A 21693-nucleotide genomic window follows, 5' to 3' on the forward strand; every position below is an offset into this window, starting at 1 on the left:
TTATGTCATATAACCAGGTCTTTTATGTTATTGTTCTTCTTTTGCTTCAGCATCATCGGCTTCTGCTTCAGGAGCTTTGAATAACTCTTTAAAATCATTATCTTTTACTTCCACACCTGAATTTTCTAATTCCCTCTGCATTGCTTCTTGAATAATTGTACTGTCGACTTTCGCTACTTTCACTTGATATTCAATTTCTTCTTTCATATCTTCATATGATTCTTTTTCTTTTTTGTCAGTTACTTGAATGATATGGAAACCATGTTGTGACTCAACAGGATCACTAATTTCATCTACTTCTAATGCATAGGCAGCTTCTTCAAATTCTGCAACCATCTGGCCAGCTCCAAACCAACCTAAATCGCCACCATTGGCAGCAGATGCTGTATCAGTTGAATATTCTTCAGCCACTTTTGCAAAGTCTTCGCCATCATCTAATTTCTTTTTCACTTCTTCAGCTGTTTCTTTATCGGCTACAAGAATATGACGCGCTTGGATTTCTGGCTTATAATTCTCATAGTATTCCTTCATTTCTTCTTCGGTAGCTTCAACATCTTTAATTGCCGCTTTTTCTTGCATTAGACCTGTTCTTAACATTTCTTTTAGGTCTTCTTCACTTTCCATACCGTATTGTGCAAGTGCTAATTGGAAGTTAGAACCTAATTGTTCTTTCATTGTATCTACTTGTTCATTAAGTTCATCCTCGGAAACCTCATAATTTTCTGAGAGGACTTTCTCATAAACGAGTTCTTGAAGAACTTGTTCACCATATTGTTCTTTCAAGGCTTGATAAAAGTCTTCTTGTGTAATATTTCCGTTTCCTGTTTCGACTACTACTTCAGAATCTCCTGAACTACAAGCGCTTAAAACTAATACACCTGTTGCAACAGAAAGGGATAAAATCCATTTTTTCATGTTGAACACTCCCACGTTTATTGTTGTATATACACAGTAAATACTATAACACAAATCATTTCCTTAACAAAAATATTTACTACAAAATTAGGTTTATTTAAGAAAATTTTGGGTATTAGACTAACCATTCTGGAGAGTCCAACATAGGATATAAAGAAATTGAAAATGATATTTCGTCCAAAGAAGTTTAGAGAAAATATAAAAAGACGAGATACGCGCCTATTCGCACGACAGAGTGTTTGAATAGTATGTGGTAACAACCTAATAAGGGAGGTGTTATCATGGGTGGAGGATTTGGATACGGCGGAGGCTTCGCTTTAATTGTTGTTCTTTTCATTCTATTAGTCATCGTAGGTGCTGCTTGGTTATAAAAAATAGCGTTATAAGACAATAAAGAAAGAACTTATAACGGACGATAGAAGGGAGGAAAATCCATGTCACACGGCGGTGGAGGATTTGGATACGGTGGAGGTTTCGCTTTACTCGTTGTCCTTTTCATTTTATTAGTAATTATTGGAGCTTCTTGGGTTTGCTAATTAATTCATACCTCAAGCTTTTCCATAGAGAGAAAAAAGCGGCGAAAATCTCGCCGCTTTTTTTACATTTATTTTAAGTAAATGCAATTTCAACAAAGGAAGAAATAAGCAGTATCGTAATTAAAACATTAATTGTTCGATATACTTTAGGTTGTTTCTCCTCTGGGATTTCCTTTTGTAAACATAAGGAAAAAGTAAGTCTGTTAATATTGTATAGAATAAATACAGCAAAAATAATAAAAATGGAGATCATCGATGATTCCCTCCCCTAGTCAATCGTAGTCTATTGTTTTACAATATCAAAAATAATCATAAAAAGATAGTATAAAAGGTTGGAAGAGTGGATTTTATCTAGTTTCCTTGATTTGTATTAATATATTGAGTCCAACCTCATTCTCTTCAATATATGAAAATTTAGGTGTGTTCATTACGATTTTTATATAGATTAAATCACGGCATGATAATCCAATATGCAAAGATAAAAGAATGATGAAAAACGCTCCATATTGTTGAAATGATAACATTAACAACAAAAGTGTTCCATTAATAAATAGTATTGGTGCGATTAAAGCACTTAGATACATCAATTTAGGTACTGGTTCATTGACTTTTAATTGTATCATGGGTACACATTTTGATCGTAATTCCAACGATTTCTTTATATTTTTATTTACCGGCATTAATGGAATATAATGAATCAATTTATGGATAGGATACAATCCAATCAGAAAGAGGGTAAAGATACTTAAACTTTCTGTATTAATCACTGTATCAGGAAACAAATAATTCATTGGTAAATATGTGATAATAAAGACTGTAAATGCCAGTATAGCAGACATGAAGTCCAACCATAATTGTCCATACTGCTTGTTAACATTTATCTCCTTTACACAGCTCATAAACAAAATAATCCCTCGCAGTTCAGCGCTCATGTTTTAAATTCAAACACTACTTTACTCTCCTCTTTAAGAAAAATCAATACCATTTTTTCGATAAAAAAATGATTGTTATATTTCAACATAAAAGTGAAGGGATGTAAGGGTTTTCATTATTTTATTTTATAATCAATGAATATATTGTCTTTTATACCAAAATAAAAAAGCGGAGAAGTTTGTTTATAATTCCGCTTTTATGGTACAAAATTATACTAATTCTTTTGTATATTCTTTCTTCTTTAATAGTTTACCATCTTTTTCCTCAAATTCGTTATCAATATTTGAAAATGATTTTTCGAATATTTCCATAAAATCATCTCCGTAAATGTTGCGGATAATGGCCATCACTTCAATGATTTCTGGGAATTTTCCATATAATTCTTTTAAAGGCATCGCACCTGAAAAAACAGAATTTTTATCTGGATGATATGTTTCCATTAATTCTAGAAAAACGCTTTCACCTTTATCCGTTAATTTAATGTAAGTATTCCTTTTATCACTTTCTCTTTTTGAAAATTCAAGATATCCTCTTTCTTCAAGCTTTTTAGAAAAATTAAATGCGGTAGATACATGCATAACGCCAAACTTCGCTACATCAGAAATGGATGCGCCATTTAAATGATAAGCAATCCATAAAATATGGTGTTCATTGATATTTAAGTCATATGGTTTAATCCATTGTTGCCAATCTTTTTCAATAGATTTCCATAAAGCTTTACTCAATTGAGCAACCCTTTGACTGAAAAGCATGGCTTCCTTGATTGAGAAATTCGTTTCTGACATTTCGCTTCACCTACTTTTTTATTATTGTATATTTATTATGCCAATAAAGCAAAAATTAATAAAGATATTAATTTGCATAATTTTTAGATTTTGTTTCTTGTTTTTAGGAGTAATACTTCTGTTAGCATTTGGCATAATCTTAAAGCAAACCATTTTTATAACATAATATATTAGATTTCTTTTTTAAAATAAGAAATCCTTCTTTTTTTCTAAAATAATTAGAGAAAAAAGAAGGATTGTAAAATAGAAGGGTATTTATTCTTTGTCCATTGGATTGGCATGTTTTAATGTTTGTTCTAATTCAGCTATTGATTTTTCAATATTTGCGATTTCTTGTTGTAAGTTTTGCTGATGGGGCAGTATTTCACTTTTCCATTGTTTAATGGAAGATGATACGTCTTCGGTTAAAGTGGAAAGAGCTTCTTTCCCTTCTTCACCTACATGGACGATCTGATTCTTGATATCAGTTAGTTGTTTACCTAATTCTTTTATTTGAATAGAAGCCGATTTTGATTGTACAGTAATATATTTTCGGGTATCTTTACCAGAAGCAGGTGCAGTAAAGAGTGTAGCTGCAGCAGCTGCTACCCCGCCAACGACAAAGCCTAAAAAAAGTGATTTCGCTTTCAATCTAAACTCTCCTCTCAATTTTAATGTCTACGTATATCATACATGAATCCAGTAAAAAGAACATCTATTACCCCTTATATTCCACGCTTAGTAGCTATATTAAACATAAAAAAAACACCTGTAGTCTACTACAGGTGAGGACGTTTATAAATGAATCGCATGTTCATTTAATTTAGTCCTTTTATTAATAGATTTTGTAATTGGGAACAATACTGCCATTAAAACGGCATTTAATAATACGGTTGGTAAGACGCTTGCTGCAAATAACCCGATAAAGGCACCTGGTAGACCTACAATGATGTAAGCAGATGTTAAAAATATAAATCCAGATATCAGTGTGCCAATCGCTGTTAAGACAATAGCGACAATTGATTTAGCGCTGATATTCTTTAACAGTGACAAAAGACCATAAAAGATAAAGGCAGTTATCAGCTTATCAATAATATTAGGAATTTGTCCTCCTGGAAATCCTGTAGTCAAGGCTGAAAGAATACCACTTACAAGTCCAATAAGAACAACGCTTTTGACGTCGGTAAATAATAAAATGCCTAAAAACATCATGACTAACATCATGTCAGGCTTTACACCCATAAAAATCGGTGGAGTTATGGCATGTAGGACAACACCCATTCCTGCCAAAAGGGCAAGGGCCACAATATTTTTACTTTTCATTTTCTCATCTCTCCTCAAGCTAATCTCATTTTGAACTGTATTCTCCTACAATGCACTCATTGCTTGCAGCGAGAACTTTTATTAATTATAACATCACAAATATCATATGAACATATCTATTTTATGGTTAATATTTTTCTTTGAAGTTCTTCATAAATGATACTAAAGCTTCTACATGTTCTAATGGAACAGCGTTATAAATAGATGCTCTACATCCTCCAACAGAGCGATGTCCATTTAACCCAACAAATCCTATTTGTTTCGCCTCTTCAAGGAATTTGGTAGAAAGTTCTTCGCTTTTTAAGTTAAAAGTGACATTCATATGAGATCGGCTCTTCTCATCAGCATGCCCAATGTAAAAGCCATTGCTATTATCAATCATATTGTATAAGAGGGAAGACTTCTCTTCATTTCTCTTGCTTATTGCATCTATCCCACCATTTTCTTCTACCCACTCTAAAACTAGAGAGAGAAGGTAAATCGCTAGTGTTGGAGGTGTGTTATATAAAGAGTTATTTTTTGCAAACGTTTCATAGTTTAACATAGTAGGTAGTGCTGGTTGACTTTGAATGAGTTCTTTACGAATAATAACTACTGTTACCCCAGAAGGTCCTAAATTCTTCTGTGCACCTGCATAAATAAGGTCGAATTGCTCTATTTGAAGTGGGCGGGACAAGATATCGCTTGACATATCTGCAATAAGCGGGACTTGTGTATTTGGATATTGGTGCCATTGTGTTCCAAAGATCGTATTATTACTCGTTAGATGAAGATAAGCTGCATCTTCTGACAAATTAATTTCCTCTAGCTCAGGAATGCGATGATAGCCCGTTTCCTTCGTCGAAGCAGCAACATGGGTGGAACCAACCTTTTTGGCTTCTTTTAATGCTTTATCTGACCATGAGCCAGTAAGGATATAGTTTGCCGTCTGATCTGGCTTTAACAAATTCATTGGGATCATAGAAAATTGTAAACTCGCTCCACCTTGTAGAAAAAGAACTTCATAATCATCTGGGATGGATAGGATGTTTCTTAATGAGGCAATAGCTTTGTTATGTACTATTTCATAATCTTTACTTCTATGGCTTAACTCCATTAAAGCCATACCTGTTCCATTAAAATCTAGCCAAGCTTCTTTTGCTTTTTCTAGGACCGCAAATGGCAAAGTTGCTGGACCTGCATTAAAGTTAAATGCTCGTTTCATGCTTTTCCCTCCATCATTCACAATGTTGTACTATATCGCTGTAGCGAAATAAAGATATCATTATGTTATCAAAAAAAACACATTTGTACAGAATTAATTAAAAAGATTTTGAATTTTTTTAGAAATATTTTAAGTAAGGTTTCTTTCAGGACGATGGTTAAAGGAAAGTGAGATGGAGAGGAGAAAATATATATTTATTGGCTTTGTGGTCTTGAGTGTAGATACAACTACATGGAAGGTTGATAGAAATATTGTAAATAGGTTTTATCAGACACAGATCTTGCTGTGCCTGATAAAAGGTTTATGATAAATGACTATGTATTTGCTGTGACATCTTTTGGAGATCTTCAGGTGTATATTCTGAAGTATGTGTTTTCCATACGACACCTAAACCATCACCTTGGCCATATCTAGGAATAAGGTGCATATGATAATGAAAGACCGTTTGGCCAGCAATTTCCCCATTATTATTAATCGTGTTTAATCCATCAGGCTGGAACTCTGCTTTAAGCGCACGGCTAATGGCTGGAACAGCTTCAAATACGTGACGGGCTGTTTCTTCATCTAGTTCAAAGATATTTTCTTTATGAACCTTTGGAATAATCAACGTATGTCCTTTGGTTACTTGACTGATATCTAGAAATGCAACGACATGCTCATTTTCATACACTTTTGCTGAGGGGATTTCCCCAGCTACTATTTTACAAAAGATGCAGTCACTCATATTTTTTTCATCTCCCTTATACTTGAATTGACCATATTTTATCATAAATTAAGACCAATCATAAATAAAAGAAGCAGGATTCAATAAGAATCCTGCCGAAATTGAAGGGGAATGCTTCTTGGCTTCTACTCTTGGAAATACTCTTTAACAAACACCTCATTTGACAGTTTTGTTAAATGCATTGAATAACTACCATCACAAACTACTTGTAATTGGTATCTTTAATAAACACCTCATTTAGAAATGATGATTTAAACCACTTTCGGTAAAGCGATTTAAATGTTTAAAAAAAGCTCAATGCGTTTTCATTACATTTGTGCAATAAAAACATCTCCTTTAATAGTTGCATTTGAAGCTACAATCGGTTTGAAAGATTATTGTCTGCCGTAGACACCTCATTCAAGTTCATTCATTAAGATAATGAATGTTGATTTGTATTCCCCTTCATAAAATAGAATGCCCGTAATAAGAAGAGATATGCGTCACCCAAAAAAATAGTTGTTTTCTTTACAATATGGTTTTAATTTACTTACAATAAGAATAACTTTTTACAAGGAAGGTCGATCAAATGACTTTATTAAATATTAAAGAGGTAACAGGTGGTTATACGAGAAATCCCGTATTAAAGGGTATTTCCTTTGATGTCAAACCGAATGAAATTGTAGGATTAATTGGACTGAATGGCGCAGGTAAAAGTACAACAATCAAGCATGTTATTGGTCTTATGGAGCCAAATAAAGGTGAGATAACAATTAATGGGAAAACATTCTTAAGTGACAAAGATGCGTATCGTAGACAATATACCTTTATACCAGAAACGCCTATTTTGTATGATGAATTAACTTTAGATGAACATTTAGAAATGACAGCTATGGCTTATGGACTCGAACGTGAAACCTTAAAAGAAAGAAAAGCACAGTTACTTAAAGAATTTAGGATGGAAAAGCGCTTAAAATGGTTTCCTGCCCATTTCTCTAAAGGAATGAAACAAAAAGTAATGATTATGTGTGCTTTCCTTGTACAACCTTCCTTATATATTGTTGATGAACCTTTTGTAGGGCTCGATCCGCTCGGAATTCAATCACTATTGAATTTAATGGAGAAAATGAAAAATACCGGCGCAGGTATCCTGATGTCCACTCACATTTTAGCAACTGCAGAAAGATATTGTGATCGCTTTGTGATCATACATGAAGGTGAAATTAGAGCGAAAGGCACATTAGAAGAGCTAAGGGTACAATTTAATATGGCTGGTGCTACATTAGATGATTTATATATCCAGTTAACAAAGGAAGAAAATTATGAATGATATACAAAGTATCTGGAAGAATCGCTTAGCGAATAGAACAAAGGAACTAAGTCGCTACTTAAAATATATTTTCAATGGCCACATCGTTATTGTAATGGTATTTCTTATTGGTACAGTGGCCTATTATTATCAAGAGTGGCTAAAAACGCTCACTTCGGATTTTCCAGTGGCAGAAATTATGGCCATTCTACTTGGTCTTATCGTTACATATAGCCCGATTTATACCTTTTTAGAAGAAGCAGATCGTGTGTTTTTACTGCCATTAGAGAATAAACTAGGTAGGTATTTCAAGAAAGCAATTTTAACTAGCTTTTTATTATCCTCCTACTTAATTCTTATTGGGTTGGCCGTGTTAATGCCGTTGTATGCAAGTGTAAATCAAGGAGATTTCAGTTCGTTTTTTCCGTTTTTAATTATTTTGTTGTTAGTAAAAGGTGTGAATATGCTTATTCGTTGGCGAGTCCAATATGAGATGGATTATACAACCCATTTAATTGACTCATTTGTTAGATTCGTCATTAATGTTGCGTTGTTATTTTTCATATTTAGCTCAGCACATATTGGGTTCACGATCGCCACTATAGGTATTCTCCTATTACTTTATTTGTATTTTTATCAGAAAACAAAAGCAAAAGGATTAAAATGGGAATTCTTAATTCAATCGGAAGAGAGAAAAATGGCCAAGTTTTATCGTGTGGCAAATATGTTTACAGATGTACCACATTTACGTGATCAAATTAAGCGGAGAAAATGGTTGGACTGGTTATTACAATCGGTTTCCTATCAGCAGGAAAACACCTTTCATTATTTATACTTAAGAACTTTTCTCCGAACGGGAGATTATCTAGGCATCTTTTTCCGTTTAACAGCCATCGGCGGTGTGTTGATTTATTTTATTAATAATGGAATCGCGCAAATTGTTATTGCCATGCTTTTTATCTATCTAACTGGGTTTCAACTCGTGCCATTGTGGAGACAACATCAAAATAAATTATGGATAGATCTATACCCAGTCGATGTTAAAATTCGAGAAAATTCATTTAAATGGTTAATTGCTCGTGTGCTGATCATTCAAGCCATCATTTATGCGTTACTCATTATGATAAAAGGGAATTTCTTTGTAGGTTTTGGTGTGCTCGTTTTAAGTGGGTCAGTAGCCGTTGGTTATGCATATCTTTATATGATGAAAACATTGCGTTCTCAACCGTAAGCTGATAGAAAGTAATAATTGATAATGGAGTGTGGTGATATTATGGGGAGTTATGAGGAGGCTGTCTCAAGAGAAGTAAAAGATTGGCTTTATCAAATGCGGAAAAAGTCAAGATTATGGAAAAGAACCTCCAAACAGGCCCAAGATAAATTCAATGGATTAATCCCAGAAAAAGCTCATCACTTGATAACAGATGCGATAAAGCATATGGTAAAAGCTACATTATGGGGGAGTGAATATACAACAAAGAGACCTTCTCAAATAGTGGTTACATTACAGGAACAAGATGAAAAGTTAACAGAGACGTTGATTAAATATAGAAATACGGCTTCCGTTGAAGGAGCAGGAACAGGTGCTGTAGGTTTTATAGGTGGGTTAGCAGATTTCCCACTGCTTCTTAGCATAAAAATGAAGTTCCTATTTGAAGCAGCAATGATATATGGCTTTGATACTTCAGAATATGAAGAAAGATTATTTTTACTTCATATTTTCCAATTAGCATTTTCAAGTGATGATAAACGCAGAGAAACAATGGATATCATTGAAGATTGGGAAAATAGGAAAGCAGAACTTGTAGATATGGATTGGCAGGTATTTCAACAAGAATACAGAGACCATATTGACTTAATTAAAATGCTACAAATGATTCCTGGGATTGGTGCGGTCGTTGGTGCATATGCTAATTTTCACTTATTAGAACAATTAGGGGCGGTCGCTAAAAATGCTTATCGTTTAAGAAGAATCCAACAAAATAACTGAACTAAGTGCCACAGATGTTACTTCTGTGGTTTTTTGTTATTAAAACATATTTCCCGGGGAATTCCGACAAAAAAATTGGCCATGTCGAATGGTGATACACACAACTTTTTCTCCCAAACATATTTTAAAGTAATCCATTAGGGCAGATGCCTAATAAATGGATGAGGGGGGAGAATGACGAACATGGGCGTCGAATTAACAGCAATACATTGGATTTATGTTGTGTTTATTTTGTTAATTATTGGATTTATGGTCGCTAGAAGAGATACAACCTTTATTTGTATAGTCGGGATATTCTTAATCGCGATCACAGCAACGAATTCGATTAATTCTTCGATCAGTGGAATTTTTAACAGTTTTATTTTTGCTATTACGGAATTACTACCTACAATATTAGTCATCTCAATTATTGTAGGTATGAGTAAAACATTAACATCAACAGGCATTAATGATGTCATGATTTCACCATTTACAAAACTGATTAAAACACCAACGTTAGCTTATTGGGTAATAGGGATTTTAATGATGGGAATTTCATGGTTCTTTTGGCCGTCCCCGGCAGTTGCTTTAATTGGTGCAGTGTTATTACCAGTTGCTTTAAGAGCAGGTCTACCTGCACTAGCAGTAGCGATGTCAATGAACTTATTTGGCCATGGTATAGCATTATCAGGAGACTTTGTTATTCAAGCTGCTCCTAAACTGACTGCAGACGCAGCAGGGTTACCAGTTGGCGATGTCATCTCAGCAAGTATTCCACTCGTTATTGTTATGGGTGTTGTGACCACCTTAACAGCGTTTTTCTTTATTAAGAGGGATATGAATTCAGGCAAACTTAATATGTCAACTGCTATGACGGAAAGTGCAGATTTACCAACTGATTTACCGCAAGCAAACCTACTTACACCAATACAAAAAAAGATTTTTGCTATTCTTATTCCCGTTTTATTTGTGATTGATGTGGTTGTTATGTTTTTATTCGACCTTCAAGGAGGGGATGCAACCGCTTTAATTGGGGGTACAGCTATTCTCATTTTACTCACGATTACATTATTTTCTCATAGACAAAAAGGCCTCGAAAAAATAACCACTTATTTAGTCGAAGGATTTCAATTCGGGTTTAAAGTATTTGGACCAGTGATTCCAATTGCTGCATTCTTTTATTTGGGAGATGCTGGGTTTCAAGCAATCATCGGAGAGCGGCTTCCTCAACATTCACATGGAATCGTCAACGATTTAGGCGTTGCACTTGCATCTGTTGTACCATTAACTGCACAAGTTGGTGCGATTACATTAACGGTAGTAGGAGCAATAACTGGCTTGGATGGTTCAGGTTTTTCAGGAATATCATTGGCTGGATCTATTGGTAGTTTGTTTGGTACAGCGATTGGTGATGGTGCAGCAACATTAACTGCTTTAGGTCAAATTGCAGGAATTTGGGTAGGTGGCGGAGCGTTAATTCCATGGGCAATGATTCCCGTTGCCGCTATATGTAAAGTGGATGTATTTGAGTTAGCGAGGCGTAATTTTCTTCCTGTCGTCATTGGTTTGATTGTGACAACAATTGTAGCGATGTTTTTAATATAGTGATATAAAATTGATAGGGCTGAGGCGAAGTGAAGTAGCCTCAGCCTTTTTATAAACATTCTCGTCGCTGGCGTTTTTTTCTATTACTGTAATTGGCTGATGTTTTTTCAAGTGGGAAGCTTTTATTTATCTGTCGTTTGTATATAATAAAAACTGGTATATGCAGGATCTGATAGTAATTCTTTCTTATTACTTTGTTCTTCCTGTATTTTTTTTGCTATAGGATTTGTACTTTCCCAGTTCTTATATGAAGATTCGGAGTCCCAGGCTGTAATAATTACATAAGTATGACCTTTCATCGGAGTTAAAACCCTAGCTGCTCTAAAACCAATTGTATTTGTAAAGTTTGAAGAGAATTGCTGAAATTTGAATTCGAAAATGGGTTTTCCTTCATCAGTTAAGGGGATATATTGAATAGCAATAAATTTACTTCTATGAAGGTCTCCAGTTGAATCATGGATGTGATAAGATTTTGGTTGTTGAAACTTACTTTTTTTGCTTTCTGTTTCATGTACTAACAGGGTATTCTGACTATTTTGCATGAGAACGATATTCTCATTACTGAATTTTTCCATCAGGGGAAGTAGGAAATTTTTAGTGCCGCTTGTCATATAAAGATTCATTACTTTCACCTCGATTTTAGTGATAAAAACGTCAAATTTTCGACATTTGAAGCGGGTACTGTACAATAAACACCGAAAAAAGTTATAGTTAATGTGAACATTTACTAAATAAGAATAATTCTAAGCTTATTTGTATGGAAAATACATAAGGCAAATGAAAGGTGGACTTAATTTAATGACTATAAATGATACATTCCTAAAGGCGGCTCGAGGAGAGAAGACTGATTATGTGCCTGTGTGGTATATGAGACAAGCAGGCAGATCACAGCCGGAATATCGCGCAATTAAGGAAAAATACTCTTTGTTCGAGATTACACATCAACCTGAATTATGCGCATATGTAACAAGACTTCCTGTAGAACAGTATAACAATGATGCGGCTATTTTGTACAAGGATATCATGTCACCGCTTCCAAGTCTCGGTGTGAAAGTTGACATAAAACCTGGTGTGGGTCCAGTCATTGATGAACCAATTCGTTCGATGCAAGACGTTGAGAAGCTCGGCGAGATACATCCTGAAGAAGATGTTCCATATATTCTAGATACGATTAAGTTATTAACAAAAGAGCAATTAACTGTACCGTTAATTGGTTTTACCGGTGCACCATTCACATTAGCGAGTTATATGATTGAAGGTGGACCTTCTAAAAATTATTATAAGACAAAAGCGTTTATGTATTCAGAACCAAAAGCATGGTTTGCACTTATGGATAAATTAGGTGAAATGGCAATCACATATGTAAAAGCGCAAATTAAAGCAGGTGCTAGTGCCATTCAAGTTTTTGATTCTTGGGTTGGTGCATTAAATGTAGAAGATTATCGTATTTATATTAAACCCGTCATGGAAAAAATCTTCTCTAGTTTGAAAGATGAAGGGGTACCACTTATTATGTTCGGTGTTGGCGCGAGTCATTTAGCGAATGAATGGAATGACCTTCCAATTGATGTTGTAGGCCTTGACTGGAGGTTGCCAATTAGTGAAGCAAGGTCAAGGGGTATTTCAAAGACAGTGATGGGGAATTTAGAGCCAGCCTTGTTACTTGCTCCGTGGGAAGTAATTGAGAAAAAGGTCCGTGCTATTCTTGATGAAGGCATGAGTCAACCCGGATATATTTTTAACTTAGGACATGGTGTCTTCCCAGAAGTAAATCCTGAGACATTAAAAAAACTCACATCGTTTATCCACAGTTATTCTAAGGAACAATTTGGGAAATAATAAAAGAAAAAGTAATCATTTTTAAAGAGGTGTAAGAATGAATAAAGAAAAAATTGGTTTGTTAGTAATGGCTTATGGAACACCTTATAAAGAAGAAGATATTGAACGTTACTACACACATATTAGACATGGTAGAACTCCATCGGAAGAGATGTTAGAAGATTTAAAGAGTCGCTATAAAGCGATTGGAGGAATATCGCCATTAGCAAAAATAACTGAGAATCAAGCGCTATCACTTCAAGAACATTTAAATCAGATTCAAGATCAATATGAGTTTAAAGCTTATATCGGTTTAAAGCATATAGAACCATTCGTTGAAGATGCAGTTCAACAAATGCATAATGATGGGATTACTAAAGCTGTCAGTCTTGTTCTTGCACCACATTATTCTACTTTTAGCATCAAATCTTATAATGGACGAGCAGAAGATAAAGCTCAGACGCTTGGTGGTCCAACTATTTACTCAGTTGATAGTTGGTATAAGGAACCGAAATTTATTCAATTTTGGGCAGATGGTGTGAAGAAGCAAATCGCTAAAATGTCAAGTGAAGAAAGAGATCAATATATATTAATTGTCTCTGCACATAGCTTACCAGAAAAAATTAAAGAATATGGTGATCCATATCCTGATCAACTACAAGAAACAGCTGAGTTAATTGCTAAAGAAGCTGGCGTTCGTGAATTTGCTGTCGGTTGGCAAAGCGAAGGAAATACACCTGACCCATGGTTAGGGCCTGATGTGCAGGATTTAACAAGAGATTTACATGCAAAAAAAGGCTATAAAGCATTTATTTATGCACCAGTCGGTTTTGTCGCTGATCATTTAGAAGTCTTATATGATAATGACTATGAATGTAAGGTGGTTACAGATGAAATAGGAGCTGCCTACTATCGTCCAGAAATGCCAAATAGTCATCCAGCGTTTATTGATTCTTTAGCAACAGTTGTCTTAGACAGAATGAAAAATAAGTAATGAGTTGATTGCAACCGCTTTTTTTATTTTCATAAAGGAGCGGTTTCTTTTTTAAGGATTTTTTGACAATATGAACAGTTTGGTCATAGAGAGGGGAGAAGTAAATGGCCGTTGACCGTAAACAATTAATTATTCAAGCTGCCACAAAATCATTTTCTCTTTTTGGCTATAAAGCTACAACAATGGAGCAAGTAGCCAAAATTGCTAATGTAGGAAAAGGGACTATATACACTTTTTTTAAAAATAAAGAAGAATTATTTGATGAAATTATTACGGCACTTATTAGAGAAATGAAAATAGAGGCAGAGCAGGTTTTGTCACCAGATTTATCTTTACAAGAAAATTTACATTTAGCTCTATATCGCATTTTGGAATATAGACTAGAGCATCAATTAACAATTAAGCTGTTCCAAGAGGGAAAAGAAATGGGGACCACTGCAGTTATAGAGATGACGAACAAAATGGAAAGAGAAATCATTTCTTATATAGGAGAAAAGGTAAAAACATTAGGTATTGATAAAGGAGAAATCGAGCCGTGCGACCCTGAATTGACTGCCTTTATTATGTTAAAGTTATACATATCACTCATTTTTGATTGGGAAAGACAGCATGCCCCACTTTCGAAAAGTGAAATCGCTGAGCTTATGGAAAGGTATGTGTTTAAAGGGCTTATAAAATCATGAATGTAGGATGGAATCATCATCAAATCAGCTCGCACATCAAGTGTGGGCTGGTTTTTTTGTTTCTAATAAAGTGATTTTAGATAACAGTTATTTCACTGTGCTTATTTAAAAGGTAAATCTAAGCAGCGCTAAAATATTGTATGAATTAGCTCACTCCAGCAAAACCAATCTTCACTCAGCGGGGTAAGAGAGTCCGGACTTAAATAAGTCATTCTGTTTGAATAACACAAATGAAGCCGAGCAAATAGAGTTTCCAAGTCAGTCAAAATCGGAAATTGGAAATGAGAGCTGAGCAAAGGTGATTTGCGTCTCACTCAGATCAAAAACCAGAAAGAAATGCCAAGCTGAGGTTTCCTGTAACAGTATTTATTCTTTTTACACCTGGATTCAAAAGTCATTCATACTAGAAGGCTTGTTGGAGTAAAACAAAAAGAAGACTTGCTAAGGGGAGCAGGCCTTCTTCTTCCAATGGTTATATATTAAGGGATGGAAACTAGCATTCTATAAATCTGAGACACCTAAACAATGGTCACACTTATTACCGTAACATTCATGTTGCTCTTCGATGGACTTCCCGCATTCAGTACATTGCTTTTGTGGGAGATTCCTAAAGAAATCTAAAATGTTTTGAACCATGGTTGAAGCCTCCTAATCGTTAATTGAATTGTTTTGATATTTACATTGTATTATAACAGTTTAATATAGTCAACAACTGTTTCAATACAAATTAGAAAAAATGAAAAAATGGGCATTATTTAGTATAGTTAGAGATGAATCAAAAGGAGGGAAATGCAATGAAGTTAACGGTTATAGGTGCATGTGGAGGTTATCCAAAAGTGGGAGAAGCAACTGCGGGGTACTTATTAGAGCATGATGATTTTACATTATTAATTGACTGTGGAAGTGCTGTTATATCCAAAATGCAAGAGATTAAACAACCAGAGGAGTTAGACGCAGTCATACTTTCCCACTACCACCCAGATCATCATGCTGATATAGGTGTACTTCAACATGCTCGTTTAATTCAAGGGTACTTAGGAAAAAAAACAAGTATTTTACCGATTTATGGGCATGATGAAAATGAATATGAATTCCAAAAATTAAATTATAAAAATATCTCAGAAGGTGTACCTATTAAAGAGAGCCTACCATTAACAGTTGGCCCCTTTACAATTACTTTTCAACGGACTAACCACCCTGTATTATGCTTTGCGATGCGCATAAAAGTAGATAATAAAGTAATTGTATATACAGGTGATACCTCATATAAAGAAGAGTTAGAAGGGTTTGCTCATGAAGCAGATATACTTCTATGTGAGTGTAATTTTTATGGACATCAAGAAGGTAAAAATGCGGGACATATGAATAGCTATGATGCTGGTCGGTTAGCACAAATAGCTAAAGTGAAGCATCTTCTATTAACCCATTTGCCCCATTATGGTAATATAGAATCGTTAAAGGATGAAGCTTTAACAGAGTACAAAGGACCGATTAGTCTAGCCGCATTTGGCATGACTTTTGAAATTTAAAGGAGTGGTACCATGAAATTTATAGATAATCAAGGAATTACAGATCCTCGCATTAATTTAGCTATTGAAGAATATGCGTTGAAGAATTTAGATATTAATGAATCATATCTATTGTTCTACATAAATAAACCATCTATCATAATTGGTAAAAACCAAAATACGATTGAAGAAATCAATACAGAATACGTTGAAAAAAATGGACTGCATGTGGTGCGCCGTTTATCTGGTGGCGGTGCTGTATACCATGATCTTGGTAATTTAAACTTTAGTTTCATCACAAAGGATGATGGCGAAAGCTTTCATAATTTCTTAAAATTCACTGAACCAGTAATTACTGCTCTAAAAAAGTTAGGTGTAAATGCAGAATTAAGCGGTAGAAATGATTTGACAGTAGATGGGAGAAAGATTTCTGGAAATGCACAGTTCTCTACAAAAGGGAGAATGTTTAGCCATGGAACATTAATGCTCGATTCAGAAATTGAAAATGTTGTCTCTGCACTTAAAGTGAGAAAAGATAAGATTGAATCAAAAGGAATCAAATCTATTCGTAGCCGGGTAGCAAACATCTCTGAATTTTTAACTGAAAAAATTTCTATCGAAGAATTTAGACAGCTAATTTTACATCATATTTTTGAAGGTAGTGAAGTAAGTGAATATCGCCTAACAGAAAAAGACTGGGAAGAAATTCACAAAATCTCAGAACAAAGATATCAAAATTGGGAGTGGAACTATGGCAAGTCACCAAAATTTGATTATGAGCATTCTAAAAGATTCCCAGTGGGTTCTATTGACATTAGACTGAATGTAACAAAAGGACAAATTACTGAATGTAAAATTTACGGTGATTTCTTTGGTGTCGGAGATGTAACCGATATTGAAGAAAAGTTAGAAGGCATCCGCTACGAAAAAAGCGAAATTGAAAAGGCGCTAGCTGGTGTAAATATAAAACATTATTTCGGTAATATCACTATAGAAGACTTTGTAAATTTAGTTTATTAGAGCTGTATCAGTCTGTTTTTACTAAGGCATGAAAGTATTTTCACCGTTTAGGATGAAGAACTTTTATGCTTTTTATTTTATTATAAAGAAAAAAATAGAGTAGATATCCGTAGACTACTTGAATCCTGAAATTTCTTTTAATATAATAAATTTAGAAAATTTATATTATAAAAATGAATGACTATTCATTCAGAAAAGAGGGAGAAACTTGAATTTAACAAGTCAGCTTCACAAGATTGCCTTAGAAAATGGGGAAAAAAATGCGTATTATTTTATGGATCAAGCATGTACATACGCAAAGCTCGATGAACAAGTAACAAGGTTTGCATCAGGACTTTCGTCATTAGGTATTAAAGAAGGTGATCATATTGCCTTGCTACTTGGTAATTCGCCGCATTTTGTTATTAGTTTATATGGTGCGTTAAAGCTAGGAGCAAAGGTCATACCGATAAACCCTATCTATACGCCTGAAGAAATTGGCTATATTTTAAGAGATGGTGATGTAAAAGCGGTGATTATGCTTGAGCAATTATTACCATTAGCAGAAAAAATGCATCATTTATTAACAGATATTAAGCATTATACTGTCTGCGAAACCGGTCAAACAAGTGGACTTCCAGCTCTGGGAGATAAGTCGGTATTTCCTAAATTGAAATCGTTTTCAGAGCTTGTTTCCAATGGAGATGTAACATTTGTTGATGCAGATGTTACACCCGATGATGTCGCGATTATACTCTATACATCAGGAACAACAGGCAAACCTAAAGGAGCCATGTTAACTCATCGTAACCTGTATAGTAATGCGAGTGATGTCGCGGACTATTTGCAGATTAATGAACGTGATACGGTGATTACAACCTTACCTATGTTTCACGTGTTTTGCTTAACTGTTGCTCTGAATGCACCTCTGATAAGTGGAGCAACAATCTTAATAGACCCTAAATTTAGTCCGAAAGAAATTTTCCGTTTAGCGGAAAAATACAAGCCAACTGTTTTTGCCGGCGTGCCTACAATGTATAATTTTCTTTATCAATATCCTGAAGGCAACCCTGGTGTCTTCCAATCTATGAGATTATGTATTTCTGGAGGTGCTTCACTTCCTGTTGCATTGTTAGAAAATTTTGAGAAGAAATTCAATGTGGTTATTTCTGAAGGCTATGGCTTATCAGAAGCTTCTCCGGTCACATGCTTTAACCCACTAGATCGTCCACGGAAACCGGGGTCGATTGGCACATCTATTATTCATGTTGAAAATAGAGTAGTTAATGAATTAGGAGAAGAGGTCGCTGTAGGTGAAGTAGGGGAGCTTGTTGTGAAAGGCCCTAACGTTATGAAAGGATATTACAAAATGCCTGAAGAAACATCTGCCTGTTTAAAGGAAAATTGGTTATATACAGGTGACTTAGCTAAGAGGGACGAAGAAGGATACTTCTACATTGTTGACCGTAAGAAAGATATGATAATTGTTGGTGGCTATAATGTGTATCCAAGGGAAGTAGAAGAGGTTTTTTATGACCATCCTGACATTGTAGAAGCGGCTGTTTTAGGTGTACCTGATCAGAATACAGGAGAAAAAGTTTTAGCCTATATTGTACCTAAAACTGAAAATTTAACAGAGGCACATTTATTGACTTATTGTAAAGAAAAGTTAGCCAAATACAAAATTCCTTCCTCTATAGAATTTTTAGAAGAATTGCCGAAGAATACAACAGGAAAGATACTGCGACGTGCTCTTAAGAAAAAGGTACTAGAAAATCAGGAAGCATAAGTTAAAAAACATGTTGACAAAAGATTCTAAATATTTTAGAGTAACTATATCAATTAAATAACCACTATCTAGAGAGGTGGAGGGACTGGCCCTACGAAGCCTCGGCAACAGACTTAGCATTGCAAGTACTGTGCCAATTCCAGCAAGCTAGCATTTAGCTTGAAAGATAGGAAGAGAATGAAATATTTATGAGCGTACGTTACCTCTTCCTTTTTGGAAGAGGTTTTTTTATGGCTGATTGGACCACCAAAAGCGATAAACATTCTTAGCACAATTGATAAATACATTATTATGCTTCTTTTGTAGAAGTATTAGAGGAGGTAATGGCAGTATGAGTTATAAAAAACAAATGATATTGAATGCATTTGAAATGACAAGTGCAATGCACAATTCTCATGGGCTATGGAAGCATAAAGATTCCAAACGACATCGTGCCTATAAAGATATTAATTATTGGATGGAATTAGCCAAAACACTCGAGAAGGGAAAATTCGATGCTGTCTTTTTTGCGGATGTATTAGGTGTTTATGATACGTATAAAGAAAGTAAAGAACCTTCAATTAACGATGGATTACAGTTTCCTGTTAATGATGGGGCGTTTGTCATCCCTGCTATGGCAGCAGTGACAGAGCATCTGTCATTTGCATTAACGGTGAGTACAACATATGAGCCACCTTTTGGGCAGGCAAGACGGTTTTCCACATTAGATCATTTGACAAAAGGAAGAGTGGCATGGAATATCGTTACTTCTTATCTTCCTAATGCAGCAAGAAATTTTGGTTTCAAAGATATGATCAAACACGATAAGCGTTATGAAATTGCCGATGAATATATGGATGTCGTTTATAAACTGTGGGAATCAAGCTGGGAAGATGGAGCAGTGATAGAAGATACAGAACAAGGGGTATTAATCGACCGTAAGAAAATCCATGAAATTCACCATAAAGGAGAATATTTTGATGTCGAAGGACCGCATTTAACAGAACCGTCACAACAAAGAACACCTGTTTTATATCAAGCAGGGACTTCTCCTAAAGGACGTGCTTTTGCAGCAAAACATGCAGAATGTGTATTTGTAGGTGGGCCAACACCTGAAAGAGTAAGACATTATACAGAGGATATTCGAAAACAAGCGGAAGAATATGGCAGGAATCCGGAAGATATTAAAATATTCACTTTCCTAACAGTCATCGTAGGTAAGACAACTGAAGAAGCGGAAGAGAAATTTGCTGAATACAACCAATTATGGAGTGCAGATGCAGCGAAAGCACAGTTTGGGGGCGCAAGCGGTTATAATGTTGCGGAATTTACAAAGGATGAGTTAGATAACCCATTTGAATTTAAAGCTACAGAGCATGGGCATTATAAAGCTGCTTCATTAACGAAAGATGCGAAGAAAAAACTATCGATTAAAGAAGCGATTTCAAAATTAGAAGGATTAGATAGAGACAATATAATTGTCGGCAATCCATCAGAAGTAGCAGACCAAATTCAATATCAGTTTGAAGCCTCTGGTGTCGATGGTTTTAATTTAAATCATTTAGTAACGCCAGCAGATTTGGAAGATTTTATTGAGCTTGTTATTCCGATTCTACAAGAACGTGGTTTATATAAAAAGGAATACAAAAAGGGTACGTTAAGAGAAAAGCTTTTTACTCATGGCTCGCCCCTTTTACCGAGTGGTCATCCAGGAAGTAAATATCGTAAAGGTGAAAAGATAAATAATTAAAATAAGAGGTGAAGGGTATGAGAAAAGTTTGGTTATTATTTTTTGTACTGACTTGTTGCACTGTTTTAAGTGCATGTGGGACATCAGGTTCATCCGGCGAAGAAAAGAAAGAGATGGTCTTAGGGGCGACAGTTCCTTATAGTGATATGCTTGAGCAAGGTGTAGCACCACTACTTGAGGAAAAAGGGTACAAAGTAGAAGTAAAGGAATTTAATGATTATGTTCAACCGAATATTGCTTTAGATAGTGGAGATTTGGATGGTAATTTATTTCAACATAAAGTGTACTTAGAGAATTTTAACACTGAAAAAGGGATGGATCTAGTAGATATTATTTCTGTTCCTACAGCTCCAATTGGTATTTATTCAGAAAAATTCAACTCCCTTGAAGAAGTGAAAGATGGCAGCACGATGGCCATTGCTAATGATCCTACAAACTTAGCGAGAGGATTAACAGTTGCGCGTGATGCTGGTTTAATAGAATTGAAAGATGATATAAACCCAGTCAATGCAACAGTAAATGATGTATTATCTAACCCGAAAAATTTGAAATTCCATGAAGTAGATGCAGCCCAACTGCCAAGGTCTCTTGAATCAGTTGATCTTGCTGCTGTTAATGGTAACTTTGCGGTTGCTGCAGGATTAGATTTAACAACAGCAATTTATCGGGATCAAATTCCTGAGGAAATCCAAAATAGGATTGTTGTTCGTAAAGAAGATAAGGACGCCCAAATGGCAAAGGATATCATTGAAGCCATAGAGTCGGAGGAATTTGCAAAAGTAATTGAAGAAAACTTTAAAGGTTTTCATAAACCAGAATGGATGGGCGAATGAGTAAATCATCTTAATTTTTAAAAAATAATTGACAAATATTGATAAATATTATAGAGTAAATGATATAAAATTTAATATG

General features: G+C 34.9%; 24 protein-coding genes and 1 riboswitch. Of the genes, 14 read left to right on the top strand and 10 right to left on the bottom strand.

Going from position 1 to position 21693, the window contains the following annotated elements; genetic code table 11:
• Positions 1-27: 27 nt before the first annotated feature.
• Positions 28-915: a peptidylprolyl isomerase gene (locus MKX83_RS08445; protein WP_095369914.1), complete on the bottom strand. Its 888-nt coding sequence runs from the start codon at positions 913-915 to the stop codon at positions 28-30.
• A 281-nt stretch (positions 916-1196) separates the two neighbouring features.
• Here MKX83_RS08445 and MKX83_RS08450 point away from each other — a divergent pair, with 281 nt between their 5' ends.
• On the top strand, positions 1197-1286 hold the full coding sequence (locus tag MKX83_RS08450) for a YjcZ family sporulation protein (protein ID WP_095369913.1): 90 nt from the start codon (positions 1197-1199) through the stop codon (positions 1284-1286).
• Positions 1287-1349: 63 nt separating this feature from the next.
• Positions 1350-1451, top strand: a complete 102-nt coding sequence (locus MKX83_RS08455) for a YjcZ family sporulation protein (RefSeq protein WP_095369912.1) — start codon at positions 1350-1352, stop codon at positions 1449-1451.
• 73 nt (positions 1452-1524) lie between these two features.
• Here the strand turns inward: MKX83_RS08455 and MKX83_RS08460 are convergent, their stop codons facing one another.
• The 7 genes from MKX83_RS08460 to MKX83_RS08490 form a co-directional block, all read right to left on the bottom strand.
• Complete coding sequence (locus MKX83_RS08460; protein ID WP_095369911.1) at positions 1525-1704, bottom strand: hypothetical protein; 180 nt, start codon at positions 1702-1704, stop codon at positions 1525-1527.
• Positions 1705-1798: 94 nt separating this feature from the next.
• Entirely contained in the window at positions 1799-2350 is a 552-nt protein-coding gene (locus tag MKX83_RS08465; RefSeq protein WP_180316987.1) for a DUF3267 domain-containing protein, read from the bottom strand.
• A 243-nt stretch (positions 2351-2593) separates the two neighbouring features.
• Positions 2594-3169, bottom strand: a complete 576-nt coding sequence (locus tag MKX83_RS08470) for an HTH-type transcriptional regulator Hpr (protein ID WP_224937656.1) — start codon at positions 3167-3169, stop codon at positions 2594-2596.
• A 255-nt stretch (positions 3170-3424) separates the two neighbouring features.
• Positions 3425-3799, bottom strand: a complete 375-nt coding sequence (locus MKX83_RS08475) for a YtxH domain-containing protein (RefSeq protein ID WP_157733750.1) — start codon at positions 3797-3799, stop codon at positions 3425-3427.
• Between the two features lie 144 nt (positions 3800-3943).
• Entirely contained in the window at positions 3944-4471 is a 528-nt protein-coding gene (locus MKX83_RS08480) for a tryptophan transporter (RefSeq protein ID WP_095369907.1), read from the bottom strand.
• 127 nt (positions 4472-4598) lie between these two features.
• Positions 4599-5675 (bottom strand): 3-phosphoserine/phosphohydroxythreonine transaminase, encoded by a 1077-nt coding sequence (gene serC, locus MKX83_RS08485; protein WP_341055044.1) that lies wholly within the window; start codon positions 5673-5675, stop codon positions 4599-4601.
• 301 nt (positions 5676-5976) lie between these two features.
• Positions 5977-6399 carry an HIT family protein gene (locus MKX83_RS08490; protein ID WP_251161292.1) on the bottom strand — a complete coding sequence of 141 codons (423 nt, stop codon included), beginning with the start codon at positions 6397-6399 and terminating at the stop codon, positions 5977-5979.
• A gap of 568 nt (positions 6400-6967) precedes the next feature.
• Between MKX83_RS08490 and MKX83_RS08495 the strand changes: the two genes are divergently transcribed.
• The 4 genes from MKX83_RS08495 (at position 6968) to MKX83_RS08510 (ending at position 11261) form a co-directional block, all read left to right on the top strand.
• Positions 6968-7708: an ABC transporter ATP-binding protein gene (locus MKX83_RS08495; protein ID WP_095369905.1), complete on the top strand. Its 741-nt coding sequence runs from the start codon at positions 6968-6970 to the stop codon at positions 7706-7708.
• On the top strand, positions 7701-8918 hold the full coding sequence (locus MKX83_RS08500) for an ABC transporter permease (protein WP_341055046.1): 1218 nt from the start codon (positions 7701-7703) through the stop codon (positions 8916-8918). Before MKX83_RS08495 ends, MKX83_RS08500 begins: the two co-directional genes overlap by 8 nt.
• 42 nt (positions 8919-8960) lie before the next feature.
• Complete coding sequence (locus tag MKX83_RS08505) at positions 8961-9677, top strand: EcsC family protein (protein ID WP_224937662.1); 717 nt, start codon at positions 8961-8963, stop codon at positions 9675-9677.
• A 183-nt stretch (positions 9678-9860) separates the two neighbouring features.
• The gene (locus MKX83_RS08510; protein ID WP_095373488.1) at positions 9861-11261 is read left to right on the top strand and encodes a hypothetical protein; all 1401 of its coding nucleotides are present in this window, start codon (positions 9861-9863) and stop codon (positions 11259-11261) included.
• Positions 11262-11383: 122 nt separating this feature from the next.
• Here the strand turns inward: MKX83_RS08510 and MKX83_RS08515 are convergent, their stop codons facing one another.
• On the bottom strand, positions 11384-11884 hold the full coding sequence (locus MKX83_RS08515) for an antibiotic biosynthesis monooxygenase family protein (RefSeq protein ID WP_095369902.1): 501 nt from the start codon (positions 11882-11884) through the stop codon (positions 11384-11386).
• Between the two features lie 175 nt (positions 11885-12059).
• Here MKX83_RS08515 and hemE point away from each other — a divergent pair, with 175 nt between their 5' ends.
• From hemE to MKX83_RS08530, 3 genes are all read left to right on the top strand, one after another.
• The gene (gene hemE / locus MKX83_RS08520; RefSeq protein WP_095369901.1) at positions 12060-13100 is read left to right on the top strand and encodes a uroporphyrinogen decarboxylase; all 1041 of its coding nucleotides are present in this window, start codon (positions 12060-12062) and stop codon (positions 13098-13100) included.
• A 37-nt stretch (positions 13101-13137) separates the two neighbouring features.
• The gene (gene hemH / locus MKX83_RS08525; protein ID WP_095369900.1) at positions 13138-14073 is read left to right on the top strand and encodes a ferrochelatase; all 936 of its coding nucleotides are present in this window, start codon (positions 13138-13140) and stop codon (positions 14071-14073) included.
• A gap of 104 nt (positions 14074-14177) precedes the next feature.
• Positions 14178-14756: a TetR/AcrR family transcriptional regulator gene (locus MKX83_RS08530; RefSeq protein ID WP_095369899.1), complete on the top strand. Its 579-nt coding sequence runs from the start codon at positions 14178-14180 to the stop codon at positions 14754-14756.
• Positions 14757-15257: 501 nt separating this feature from the next.
• Here MKX83_RS08530 and yhfH read toward each other — a convergent pair.
• On the bottom strand, positions 15258-15392 hold the full coding sequence (gene yhfH, locus MKX83_RS08535; RefSeq protein WP_095369898.1) for a protein YhfH: 135 nt from the start codon (positions 15390-15392) through the stop codon (positions 15258-15260).
• Positions 15393-15550: 158 nt separating this feature from the next.
• Between yhfH and MKX83_RS08540 the strand changes: the two genes are divergently transcribed.
• From MKX83_RS08540 to MKX83_RS08560, 5 genes are all read left to right on the top strand, one after another.
• Positions 15551-16285, top strand: a complete 735-nt coding sequence (locus MKX83_RS08540) for an MBL fold metallo-hydrolase (RefSeq protein WP_307318727.1) — start codon at positions 15551-15553, stop codon at positions 16283-16285.
• Between the two features lie 12 nt (positions 16286-16297).
• A complete protein-coding gene (locus MKX83_RS08545) occupies positions 16298-17284 on the top strand; it encodes a lipoate--protein ligase (RefSeq protein ID WP_095369897.1) in 987 nt (328 codons plus the stop codon).
• A gap of 208 nt (positions 17285-17492) precedes the next feature.
• Positions 17493-19052 carry a fatty acid--CoA ligase family protein gene (locus MKX83_RS08550; RefSeq protein WP_341055049.1) on the top strand — a complete coding sequence of 520 codons (1560 nt, stop codon included), beginning with the start codon at positions 17493-17495 and terminating at the stop codon, positions 19050-19052.
• Between the two features lie 61 nt (positions 19053-19113).
• Positions 19114-19225, top strand: a riboswitch (SAM riboswitch).
• Positions 19226-19383: 158 nt separating this feature from the next.
• Positions 19384-20781, top strand: a complete 1398-nt coding sequence (locus MKX83_RS08555) for an LLM class flavin-dependent oxidoreductase (protein ID WP_095369895.1) — start codon at positions 19384-19386, stop codon at positions 20779-20781.
• 17 nt (positions 20782-20798) lie between these two features.
• The gene (locus MKX83_RS08560) at positions 20799-21614 is read left to right on the top strand and encodes a MetQ/NlpA family ABC transporter substrate-binding protein (RefSeq protein ID WP_095369894.1); all 816 of its coding nucleotides are present in this window, start codon (positions 20799-20801) and stop codon (positions 21612-21614) included.
• The last annotated feature ends 79 nt before the right edge of the window (positions 21615-21693 follow it).

This window comes from Cytobacillus sp. FSL M8-0252, from assembly GCF_038007345.1.
Lineage (GTDB): Bacteria > Bacillota > Bacilli > Bacillales > Cytobacillaceae > Cytobacillus > Cytobacillus kochii.

Bases quoted from the DNA above. Each gene is read 5' to 3' on its own strand.
- MKX83_RS08450 (WP_095369913.1), top strand. From the start codon at position 1,197: ATGGGTGGAGGATTTGGATACGGCGGAGGCTTCGCTTTAATTGTTGTT.
- serC (WP_341055044.1), bottom strand. From the start codon at position 5,675: ATGAAACGAGCATTTAACTTTAATGCAGGTCCAGCAACTTTGCCATTT.
- MKX83_RS08530 (WP_095369899.1), top strand. From the start codon at position 14,178: ATGGCCGTTGACCGTAAACAATTAATTATTCAAGCTGCCACAAAATCA.
- MKX83_RS08490 (WP_251161292.1), bottom strand. From the start codon at position 6,399: ATGAGTGACTGCATCTTTTGTAAAATAGTAGCTGGGGAAATCCCCTCA.
- yhfH (WP_095369898.1), bottom strand. From the start codon at position 15,392: ATGGTTCAAAACATTTTAGATTTCTTTAGGAATCTCCCACAAAAGCAA.
- MKX83_RS08515 (WP_095369902.1), bottom strand. From the start codon at position 11,884: ATGAATCTTTATATGACAAGCGGCACTAAAAATTTCCTACTTCCCCTG.
- MKX83_RS08540 (WP_307318727.1), top strand. From the start codon at position 15,551: ATGAAGTTAACGGTTATAGGTGCATGTGGAGGTTATCCAAAAGTGGGA.
- MKX83_RS08505 (WP_224937662.1), top strand. From the start codon at position 8,961: ATGGGGAGTTATGAGGAGGCTGTCTCAAGAGAAGTAAAAGATTGGCTT.
- MKX83_RS08495 (WP_095369905.1), top strand. From the start codon at position 6,968: ATGACTTTATTAAATATTAAAGAGGTAACAGGTGGTTATACGAGAAAT.
- MKX83_RS08500 (WP_341055046.1), top strand. From the start codon at position 7,701: ATGAATGATATACAAAGTATCTGGAAGAATCGCTTAGCGAATAGAACA.
- hemH (WP_095369900.1), top strand. From the start codon at position 13,138: ATGAATAAAGAAAAAATTGGTTTGTTAGTAATGGCTTATGGAACACCT.
- MKX83_RS08510 (WP_095373488.1), top strand. From the start codon at position 9,861: ATGGGCGTCGAATTAACAGCAATACATTGGATTTATGTTGTGTTTATT.
- MKX83_RS08455 (WP_095369912.1), top strand. From the start codon at position 1,350: ATGTCACACGGCGGTGGAGGATTTGGATACGGTGGAGGTTTCGCTTTA.
- MKX83_RS08560 (WP_095369894.1), top strand. From the start codon at position 20,799: ATGAGAAAAGTTTGGTTATTATTTTTTGTACTGACTTGTTGCACTGTT.
- MKX83_RS08445 (WP_095369914.1), bottom strand. From the start codon at position 915: ATGAAAAAATGGATTTTATCCCTTTCTGTTGCAACAGGTGTATTAGTT.
- MKX83_RS08545 (WP_095369897.1), top strand. From the start codon at position 16,298: ATGAAATTTATAGATAATCAAGGAATTACAGATCCTCGCATTAATTTA.
- MKX83_RS08555 (WP_095369895.1), top strand. From the start codon at position 19,384: ATGAGTTATAAAAAACAAATGATATTGAATGCATTTGAAATGACAAGT.
- MKX83_RS08460 (WP_095369911.1), bottom strand. From the start codon at position 1,704: ATGATCTCCATTTTTATTATTTTTGCTGTATTTATTCTATACAATATT.
- MKX83_RS08480 (WP_095369907.1), bottom strand. From the start codon at position 4,471: ATGAAAAGTAAAAATATTGTGGCCCTTGCCCTTTTGGCAGGAATGGGT.
- MKX83_RS08470 (WP_224937656.1), bottom strand. From the start codon at position 3,169: ATGTCAGAAACGAATTTCTCAATCAAGGAAGCCATGCTTTTCAGTCAA.
- hemE (WP_095369901.1), top strand. From the start codon at position 12,060: ATGACTATAAATGATACATTCCTAAAGGCGGCTCGAGGAGAGAAGACT.
- MKX83_RS08465 (WP_180316987.1), bottom strand. From the start codon at position 2,350: ATGAGCTGTGTAAAGGAGATAAATGTTAACAAGCAGTATGGACAATTA.